Genomic DNA, 6,551 nt, shown 5'->3' with positions numbered 1-6,551 from the left:
CCGCACCGGCGACGTCGCGACCCTGCGCCGGCGTGGTCGGCGACCTGGCGGAACGCACCCGCAACGAGCGCGATCCGATGCGCGCGGGCTGATCGAGCGCTCGCGTCCGTCCCGGGTCGCGCTCCTGGACGGCGCGCTCGCCGAACCGCTCGACGGGCTCGCCGCCGCGGCCGTCGGATCCCGCGACTCCTCGCCCGGGACCCGGCGGGCGCTGCGCGACCTCGCCGACCGGGCCCTCTCCCACGCGCCGGGCCTGCGGCCGTGGGCGTACGGGGTGTACGACCGGCTGGTGGCGCGGTGCGGCACCGAGCAGCTCGACGATGACGACCACTGGCTCGACCTCGTGCTGCCGCGCGGAGCCGAACACGATCTGCTGGACGTCCTGCGCCCGCGGCTGCGCGCCGCCCGCGAGCGGCGCGAGCCCGGGCCTCGCGATCGAGCTGGCGTGGTCCCTCGACCGCCGGGCGTTCGGCCTGACCGAGCTCCAGGACGACCTGTGCGCCGCGGCGCTCGACCGCTCCGGCGACCGCGCGGCGGACGCCGCCGAGGTCTGGCTGGAGGACCCCGCGCACCGGGCGGAGCGGGCCGCGCGGCTCGCGGCGGCGACCCGGCGGCGATCGGGCTGCCCGCGGTGTGGCGCGTCGTCGCGGGCCGCCGCACCGACCTGCTCGGCGGCGCCGAGATCGGGGAGCGGACGCCGCCGGTGCGCCCGCAGGACCCCGGCCGCTGGACGCCCGGCCAGACCGAGCGGGTGCAAAAGTCGCTGAACGGCGTCGCGGACGACGCGACGTGCCCGCGGACGCGCGGATCGCGGCCGTCGGGTCCCTCGGCCGCCTCCCGGGGGTCCTCGGCGACCTGGCCGCGCGGGCGGGCGGCGGCGACGCCGTCCAGGCCGAGGCCGCGATGGAGGCGATGGCGCGGACGGACCGTCCGGCGGAGGCGCTCGGCCTGCTGCTCGGGCACGCGCGCGGCGCGGGCTCGCCGTACGCGGTCGCGGCCGTCGCCGGATGCTGCGCGGCGGTGCCGCCGTCCGCGCTCGGTCCCGTTCTGGCGGGGACGCTGACCGGCCCGGACGCCAAGGTGACGATGCGCAAGCAGGCCGCGCGGCTGCTGGAGCGGCTGCGTCCGCCGGGCGCCGTGGACGCGCTGCTCGGCGCGTGGCGCGATCCCGGCCTGCACCGGGACGTGCGCGTCGCCGTCGCGGCGTCGCTGCGCCGGTTCCCCGACGACCCGCGGGCGTTCACCGCCCTGGACGACGCCGCCGGTCCGTACGCGTCCGAACCGCTGCTGCGCACCCTCTTCCAGGCGCGGCCCGACGAGTACGCGCCCGCTCACCGGCCCGGGTACGCCGCGCTCGTCCGGCGGCTCCTCGGCGCCGCGGACGGCCCCGGGGTGCGGTTCCGTGCACGGGGGGCGTTCCAGACGTGGGCGTACTGGTACGAGGGCGGGTTCGAGGACCTCCTCGCGACCGTGGGGGACCCGGACGACCCCGCCGGGGACGCCGATCTGCAGATCGTGCAGGGCCTCGTGACGTCCGGGATCATCGGTGCGGAGATCCTGGACGTCCTCGCCCGGCTGCTGCCCGCCGCCGGGTCCGCGGGGCCCGGCCGGCGCCGCCTGCTCTCTCTCGTCTCCGTGATCGGGGGCACCCGCGGGGGCGATCCGCACGACGACCCGCGGGCGGGCCTGGTCCGCCGGACGATCGAGCTGCTGGGCGACCGGCCGCTGCTGCTGCCGCAGGTCGTGGACCTGACGTGGGAATTCCCGCCGCTGGCCGATGTCCGGGCGGCGTCGGCGGACGAGCTCGCCGACGCGCTCGACGCCCTGGCCGAACTCCTGCGGGACCGGCCGCTGCTCGTCGCGGAATCGGACTCGCGGCTCCGCCGGATCCTCGCCCCCGGGTACGGGAGGCGGCCGTTGCCGCCGTCCCTGCCGCTGCCCGCCGCCCGGCGCCTCGCCGGGCGGGGGCACCTGACGGCGCACCTGCTGGCGGTGAGCGTCACGGTCGCGGTGGGCTCGGCGGCGGGCTGGCCGGACGAGTGGCGGGCCGTCCTGGACGACCTGCGCGGCTCGCCGCACCCGGACGTCCAGGGGAAGGCGATCGACGTCCACACGGACGGGTGACCCCGACCGGTGACGGGCACCGGCGGCGGGGTCAGCGGGTCCGGCGCAGGGCCGTGTACTGCACGGCCGCGAAGCCCGCCACGACCGCCGCCTGCAGCACGGCCCACACCGCACCGGCGGTGCCGAGCGAGAACCAGCCGAACGCGACGGCCGCGACGCTCAGCACCGTCCACAGCAGGTTGGCCTCGACGACGGCGGTCACGGCGAGCCGGTGCGGCCGCGCGGGCGCCGACACCGCCCACACGGCCGCCGCGTACACGAGCAGGAACGCGCCGAGCGCCCGTCCCGGCCCGGGGTCCAGGCCGAGCAGGTCGTCGACCGGGCCCGCGAGCGCCAGGTACGCCAGGCCGTTGACGGCGGTGACGGCGGCGTCGAGGCGAAGCGCGAGACGGAGCGGACGCGGGCCGCCGGTGACGGAACGGGCCGCGGTCGTGGTGGTGGTCGTGGTCATCGGGATCTTCCTCTCGTCGTGCCGATGACCATGACGCTAGAAGCGGACGCGTCACCGCGGCGATTACGTGGGACGTAACGGGCGCCGGTTCCTACGCGGCGGCCCAGATCGTCTTGACGTTGCAGAACTCGTGCATCCCCTCGGCGGACAGTTCCCGCCCGTACCCGGAGCGCTTGACGCCGCCGAACGGCAGTTGCGGGTACGACGTCGTCATCCCGTTGACGAAGACCTGCCCGGCGTCCAGTTCGCGGACGAGCCGGTCCCGTTCGGCCGCGTCGCGCGTCCACGCGTTCGAGCCGAGCCCGAAGCCGGTCGCGTTCGCCAGCTCGATCGCCACGTCGAGGTCGCGGACCCGGTACAGCGACGCGACGGGCCCGAACACCTCCTCGTGGAACACCCGCATCTCGGTGGTGACGTCGGTGAGGACGGTCGGCGGGTAGTACCAGCCGGGACGGTCCGGGCGCTCGCCCCCGCACAGCACGCGGGCGCCCTTGCCGACCGCGTCCGCGACGAGCTCCTCGACGTCGGCGCGGCCGTCCTCGCTGACCAGCGGGCCGATGTCGGTGCCGTCGTCCATGGGGTCGCCGACCCGTTTGCCGCGCATCGCCTCGACGAACAGCTCCTGGAACTCGTCGGCGCAGTCCTCGTGGACGATGAAGCGCTTCGCCGAGATGCAGCTCTGCCCGTTGTTGAGGCAGCGGGAGTCGGCGGCGGTCCGCGCGGCCGCCGCGATGTCGGCCGACGGCATCACCACGAACGGGTCGCTGCCGCCGAGTTCCAGCACGGTCGGCTTGATCTCGTCCCCGGCGATCGAGGCGACGGACCGTCCGGCGGGTTCGCTGCCGGTGAGCGTGGCGGCCTTGACCCGGGGGTCGCGCAGCACCCGCTCGACCTTGGCCGAGCCGATCAGCAGCGTCTGGAACGCGCCCTCGGGGAACCCGGCGCGGCGGAAGAGGTCCTCCAGGAACAGCGCGGTCTGCGGGACGTTCGAGGAGTGCTTGAGCAGCCCGACGTTGCCCGCCATCAGCGCGGGCGCGGCGAACCGGACGACCTGCCAGAGCGGGAAGTTCCATGGCATCACCGCCAGGACCGGGCCCATCGGTTCATAGCGGACGTAGGCGTCCTGTGCGCCCACGTCGGCGGGGTCGGCGGGACGGTGCTCGGCGAGGAACTCCGCCGCGTGCCCGGCGTAGAACCGGCACGCCTTCGCGCACTTGTGCACCTCGGCTTCGGCGGCCGCGAGGGTTTTGCCCATCTCCGTGGTGAGCATGGCCCCGATCTCCCCGGCCTCCCGGTCGAGGACGTCGGCGGCCGCGGTCATCCACTCGGCCCGCCGTGCGACCTCGGTGGTGCGGTAGGTCGCGAAGGTCCGCGCGGCCAGCGCGATGCGCCGGTCGATCTCCTCGTCCGCGGCCGCGTCGAAGGTCTTCTCGACCTTCCCCGTGGCGGGATTGGTCGTGGCGATCGTCGTCATGTCCGGACACTCCCTGAATGTAGTGATTCATTCGGGAGGTGCCCGGGCGCGGAACCGGAAAACCGCCGGCCGGGCGGGCGGACGCGGGTCGGTGCGCCCGCCCATCCTGGAACGTTAGAGGGCGGGCACGACGCACACCGGCGAGGGCACCTCCACGGGTTCCCCGGACGGGACGGGCACGCCGTCGGCGCCGATCCGGAACGTGGCGATCGTGCCGCTCCGCTCGTTCGCGGCGTGCAGCCACTCGCCGTCCACGTGCAGATCGCGGGGCCACGCGCCGCCGGACGGGACGTCGGCGACGGGTTCGAGCCGCGCGCCGTCGGCGACGATCCGGTGGGCCGTCACGACGTCGGCGCCGCGCGTGGAGGTGTAGAGGAACCGGCCGTCGGCGCCGAGCTTGATCGCGGCGCACTGGGCGAGATCGACGTCCGGGTCGGCCAGCGCGGGCGAGTCGCCGACCAGCTCCAGTGCCGCGTACCCGTTCTCGGGTCCGCCGACCGGCCGCAGGACCAGCACCGTCCCCGCCAGCTCGGTGATCACGTAGACGTGCCCGCTCGGGTGGAACACCAGGTGGCGCGGGCCGCATCCGGCCGGGACGGGCGTCTCCCCGGCGAGGCTCAGGCCGCCGTCCGTCGGCCGGAACGCGCGGATCAGGTCGGCGCCGAGGTCGGCGGCCAGCACCAGGCCGTCCGGCGCGGTGACGGCCATGTGGGCGTGCGGGCCCTCCTGCCGGTCGGTCACCGGGCCCGTGCCGTGGCCCCGCGCCACGACGGGCTCGCCCGCGAAGCCGCCGTCCGGCCCGAGCGGCACGGCCCGGACCGTCCCGGACCCGTAGTCGGCGACCAGCAGGTGCCCGCCGCGGGGCGTCACCGACACGTGGCACGGCAGCGCGCCCGCGTCCCGCCGCCGATCTCACGCAGGCCGTCCCCGGCGACCTCGAAGGCCGCGACGCCGCCCGCGTCCTCTTCGCGCACCGCGTACACGACGCGGCCGCCCGGGTGGACGGCCAGGTACGAGGGGGACACGGCCTTGGCGGCGAGCCGCACGTCGGCGAGGCTTCCGTCGGCCCGCCTCCGGACCCGGTAGACGCCCGCGCCGCCGCCCGCGTCACCGGTGTAGGTACCCACCCAGAACGCCCGCTCGTCCACCCCGGACCCCCGTCTTCCGTGCCGTCTACCGAACCGGCCGCCCGGTCGGACGGCCGGAGGCGAGCCTAACGCGGCGGACGGCGGCGCTCGCGCGAAGTCGCAGCTCACACGCCGATGGGCGGGACAAACGTGACATACCCCTCACACTTCTCCGATTTGGCAAGGTCTGCGAAGTATGTGGCGTTTAATGCGCTTTGGCATTCCTTTGGGGGGAGAAGACCTTGAAGCTCCCGGTGATGTTGCGCGCACTGCGCCATCACAATTACCGGCTCTGGGCCACCGCGGACTTCGTTTCGATCACCGGGACGTGGATGCAGGTCCTCGCCCTGAACTGGCTCATCCTGTCGATCACCGGCTCGGCGACCAGCATGGGCCTCGGGCTCGTCATGCAGACGCTGCCGACCATGCTGATCGGCCCCTGGGGCGGCGTGATCGCCGACCGGCTGCCCGTCCGTTCGGTGGTGGCCGCGGGACAGAGCGTCAAGCTGCTGCTGGCGGTCCTGCTCGGCTTCCTGGCGCTCAGCGAACCGTCCGGCGTGGGACCGCTGTACGCGATCTCGCTCGCCACCGGCGTGGCGACCGCCCTCACCTCCCCGGCCCTCGGCCGGTTCGGCGCCGAGGTCGTCGGCCCCGACGACCTGTCCAACGGGCTCGCCCTCGGCTCCATGCTCAGCTCCGCCGGGCGCATCCTCGGGATGAGCCTCGCCGGGGCGGCGATCCCCCTGTTCGGCGTCCCGGCCGTCTTCTTCGCCGACGCCGCCAGCTTCGTGGCCGTCCTGGTCGCGCTGTCGCTGATGCGCCGCCGCGAGTTCTACCCGCTGCCGCCGTCCGAACCCGGCGAGCGCGGCATCGTCGCGGGCTTCCGGTACGTGCTGCGCGACCCCCGCATGCTGATCATGTTCGGGCTGGCGTTCGTCCTTGGCAGCCTCGGCCGCAACTACCAGGTCACCATGGCCGCCATGGCCGAGGGCCCGCTGGACGGCGGCGCCTCCGGCTACGGCGCGCTGTCGGTCGCGTTCGCCGTCGGCACCGTGCTCGGCGGCGTCTACGCGGCGTCCCGGCTCCGCCTGCCGCTGCGGCTGCTGCTGATCGCCGCGACGATCTGCGCCGCGCTGCAGATCCTCAGCGGCGGCGCGCCCACCCTGCTGGTGTTCGGCGCCGTGATGATCCCGATCGCCGCGGCGGCGGTCGTCCTGGACACCACCGTCAGCACCCGCGTCCAGCTCGACAGCCCCGGCCACCTGCGCGGCCGCGTCATCTCCGCGCAGGGCATGGTGGGCGCCGCGTCCGGCGCGACGGCCGCCGCGCTCGCGCGCTGTGCGACACGATCGGCCCAGCGCTCGCGCTCGTCCTC

Annotated in this window: 7 protein-coding genes; 3 read left to right on the top strand and 4 right to left on the bottom strand. The window is 75.3% G+C overall.

Features of this window, described 5'->3' with window-relative positions; translation table 11 throughout:
• The first annotated feature begins 320 nt into the window (after positions 1-320).
• Together BJF79_RS53940 and BJF79_RS29240 are read left to right on the top strand one after the other, a co-directional pair.
• Positions 321-767 (top strand): hypothetical protein, encoded by a 447-nt coding sequence (locus tag BJF79_RS53940; RefSeq protein ID WP_143220318.1) that lies wholly within the window; start codon positions 321-323, stop codon positions 765-767.
• Between the two features lie 22 nt (positions 768-789).
• Complete coding sequence (locus BJF79_RS29240) at positions 790-2,124, top strand: HEAT repeat domain-containing protein (RefSeq protein ID WP_075902196.1); 1,335 nt, start codon at positions 790-792, stop codon at positions 2,122-2,124.
• 31 nt (positions 2,125-2,155) lie between these two features.
• Here BJF79_RS29240 and BJF79_RS29235 read toward each other — a convergent pair whose 3' ends face one another.
• The 4 genes from BJF79_RS29235 to BJF79_RS62140 all read right to left on the bottom strand — a co-directional run bounded on the left by BJF79_RS29235 (position 2,156) and on the right by BJF79_RS62140 (position 5,197).
• Complete coding sequence (locus BJF79_RS29235) at positions 2,156-2,575, bottom strand: hypothetical protein (protein ID WP_075902194.1); 420 nt, start codon at positions 2,573-2,575, stop codon at positions 2,156-2,158.
• A 91-nt stretch (positions 2,576-2,666) separates the two neighbouring features.
• Positions 2,667-4,049 carry an NADP-dependent succinic semialdehyde dehydrogenase gene (locus tag BJF79_RS29230; RefSeq protein ID WP_075902192.1) on the bottom strand — a complete coding sequence of 461 codons (1,383 nt, stop codon included), beginning with the start codon at positions 4,047-4,049 and terminating at the stop codon, positions 2,667-2,669.
• Positions 4,050-4,163: 114 nt separating this feature from the next.
• Positions 4,164-4,925, bottom strand: a complete 762-nt coding sequence (locus BJF79_RS29225) for a lactonase family protein (protein WP_262402731.1) — start codon at positions 4,923-4,925, stop codon at positions 4,164-4,166.
• Complete coding sequence (locus tag BJF79_RS62140; RefSeq protein WP_262402730.1) at positions 4,916-5,197, bottom strand: lactonase family protein; 282 nt, start codon at positions 5,195-5,197, stop codon at positions 4,916-4,918. Before BJF79_RS62140 ends, BJF79_RS29225 begins: the two co-directional genes overlap by 10 nt.
• Before the next feature lie 221 nt (positions 5,198-5,418).
• Here BJF79_RS62140 and BJF79_RS29220 point away from each other — a divergent pair.
• Positions 5,419-6,551: MFS transporter (locus BJF79_RS29220; protein ID WP_075902190.1), on the top strand; the 1,133-nt coding region annotated here is incomplete at its 3' end.

Origin of the sequence: Actinomadura sp. CNU-125 (assembly GCF_001942465.1) — a bacterium.
GTDB lineage: Bacteria > Actinomycetota > Actinomycetes > Streptosporangiales > Streptosporangiaceae > Spirillospora.
This window is presented reverse-complemented; position numbering and strand designations above follow the sequence as displayed.